The organism is Streptomyces sp. NPDC002537 (genome assembly GCF_053594975.1).
In genome coordinates, this window is the sequence record NZ_JBSFWT010000185.1 from 1 (window position 1) to 2,734 (window position 2,734).

The window sequence follows — 2,734 nt, forward strand, 5'->3', positions numbered from 1 at the left end:
GCCCGCGCCGGATCGGCGCGGGCCCCACGGGCCGTCGTACGGAGTGACTCAGACGGCCAGCGGCACCTGGGTGCCGGGCGCGGCCTGCTGGTAGTGGTCGACGACCTTGTTCAGCTCGCTCTGGTAGTAGAGCGAGACCAGGCCGAAGAGGAAACAGAGCAGCAGGCCGAGTCCGGCGCTGCAGGTGGGCCGCAGGCCGGCGGCGCGCTGGGCGTCCGCGATGCGCTTGCCGGTGTTGTACAGCGAGACGAACGGCGGGATGATCAGCCAGCCACCGAACATCAGCGTGAGCAGGCTGCCCGCGGGGCTGATGTGCCGACGACTGTCGAACTCCGCCATCTCCTTGTGGATCTTGAAGTACCAGACCAGGGTGTAGATGCCGAACGTGATGATCGGCAGACCCAGCCAGACACCCACGGGGTTGCGGCGCTTCATCGCCAGGCCGTAGGCGGCGGGGCCCGGGGCGGGGTAGCCCATCGGCGCCTGCTGCGGGTAGCCCGAACCGTACGGGTTCTGAGGCGGCACGGCCGGGGGGTAGGGGCTCTGCGGCGCGGGCGGGCCCCACTGCGGCGGCTGCGTGCTCAACGCGGTCTCCTAGGAAGAACTTCGACAAGACATGCCCATGGCACACGCCATGGGCAGATGGCGAAGCTTGTCACAAGATCACATACGCTCGCCCACGCTCGACCATGACGCCCGTCACACCACAGATCGCGTCAGACAGACGATTAGACTGGCGGCGTGCCCCAACTTCGTCTCGCTCTGAACCAGATCGATTCCTGCGTCGGCGACCTCGTCGGGAACGCCGAGTCGATCGTCCGCTGGACCCGGCACTCCGCCGAGCAGGGCGCCCATCTGGCGGCGTTCCCCGAGATGGCGCTGACCGGCTATCCCGTCGAGGACCTCGCCCTGCGGCCGTCCTTCGTCGAGGCGGGCCGGGAGGCGCTGCGCGCGCTCGCCGCCCGGCTGGCCGCCGAGGGCCTCGGCGAGCTGCCGGTGGTCGTCGGCTACCTCGACCGCAGCGAGGACGGCCGGCCCCGGCTCGGCAAGCCCGCGGGCGCGCCGCGCAACGCCGCCGCCGTGCTGCACCGGGGCGAGGTGGCGCTCTCCTTCGCCAAGCACCACCTGCCGAACTACGGGGTCTTCGACGAGTTCCGCTACTTCGTGCCCGGTGACACCATGCCGGTGGTGCGGGTGCACGGCGTCGACGTCGCGCTCGCCATCTGCGAGGACCTGTGGCAGGAGGGCGGCCGGGTGCCCGGTGCCCGCGCCGCCGGGGCCGGGCTGCTGCTGTCGATCAACGCCTCCCCGTACGAGCGGGAGAAGGACGACACCCGGCTGGAGCTGGTCCGCAAGCGCGCCCAGGAGGCCGGGTGCACGACCGCGTACGTCGCGTCGACCGGCGGCCAGGACGAGCTGGTCTTCGACGGCGACACGATCGTCGTCGACGGCCACGGCCAAGTCCTCGCGCGGGGGCCGCAGTTCGCGGAGCACTGCGTGCTGATCGACCTCGACCTGCCCGCCGCTGCCGCCGGGGCGCCGTCCGGCGTCGTGGCCGACGGCCTGCGCATCGACCACGTCACCCTCTCCGCCGACCCGCTGCCCGGCTATGCGCCGGAGGCCGCGGGCACGGTCGCGGAGCGGCTCGGTGACGAGGAGGAGGTGTACGGGGCGCTGGTCACCGGCCTGCGCGCGTACGTCACCAAGAACAACTTCCGCAGCGTCCTGATCGGGCTCTCCGGCGGCATCGACTCCGCGCTCGTCGCCGCCGTCGCGTGCGACGCGCTCGGCGCGGAGAACGTCCACGGCGTGGCCATGCCGTCCCGCTACTCCTCCGAGCACTCGATCGCGGACGCCGAGGAACTCGCCCGGCGCACCGGTCTGCACTTCCGGACCGTGCCGATCGCGCCGATGTTCGACGCCTATATGGGGGCGCTGGGGCTCACCGGCCTCGCCGAGGAGAACCTGCAGTCGCGGCTGCGCGGCACGATGCTGATGGCGATCTCCAACCAGGAGGGGCACATCGTGCTCGCGCCGGGCAACAAGTCCGAGCTGGCCTGCGGCTATTCCACGCTGTACGGCGACTCCGTCGGCGCGTACGGACCGATCAAGGACGTCTACAAGACGTTGATCTTCCGGCTCGCCGAATGGCGCAACCGGGCCGCCGAGGAGCGCGGCGAGACCCCGCCGATCCCGGAGAACTCCATCACCAAGCCACCGAGCGCCGAGCTCCGGCCGGGCCAGGTGGACACGGACTCGCTGCCGGACTACGACGTGCTGGACCGCGTCCTGGAGCTCTACGTCGACCGGGACAAGGGCCGGGCGGAGATCGTCGCGGCGGGCTTCGACGCGGAGTTGGTGACGCGGGTGCTGCGGATGGTGGACACCGCGGAGTACAAGCGGCGGCAGTACCCGCCGGGCACGAAGATCTCCGCCAAGGGCTTCGGCAAGGACCGCCGCCTCCCGATCACCAACCGCTGGCGCGAGGCGCCCTGACCGGGCCGGTACGGACATCCGGACCCGCTGCGCGCCTGCGGCGGGCCTTTCCCCGCCCCGCCCCTTCCCGAAACTGGGGCTCCGCCCCAGACCCCCGACCGCGCTCCGCGCGGTGTCCTCAAACTCCCCCAGACTCCGTCCGGGGGGACCCCCAAGGGCTGGAGATGGGGTGACGGCAGAGGCCGGGACGCGCAGGGGTGGTGCGGGACGTAAAGCGAAGCAGTCCCGCACCACCCCG

Annotated in this window: 2 protein-coding genes; one reads left to right on the forward strand and one right to left on the reverse strand. The window is 71.7% G+C overall.

Annotation, left to right across the window (positions count from 1 at the left end):
- Positions 1-48: 48 nt before the first annotated feature.
- The gene (locus ACWD4A_RS35240; RefSeq protein WP_451200548.1) at positions 49-585 is read right to left on the reverse strand and encodes a DUF4234 domain-containing protein; all 537 of its coding nucleotides are present in this window, start codon (positions 583-585) and stop codon (positions 49-51) included.
- Between the two features lie 156 nt (positions 586-741).
- Between ACWD4A_RS35240 and ACWD4A_RS35245 the strand changes: the two genes are divergently transcribed.
- Entirely contained in the window at positions 742-2,496 is a 1,755-nt protein-coding gene (locus ACWD4A_RS35245) for an NAD+ synthase (protein ID WP_451200549.1), read from the forward strand.
- The last annotated feature ends 238 nt before the right edge of the window (positions 2,497-2,734 follow it).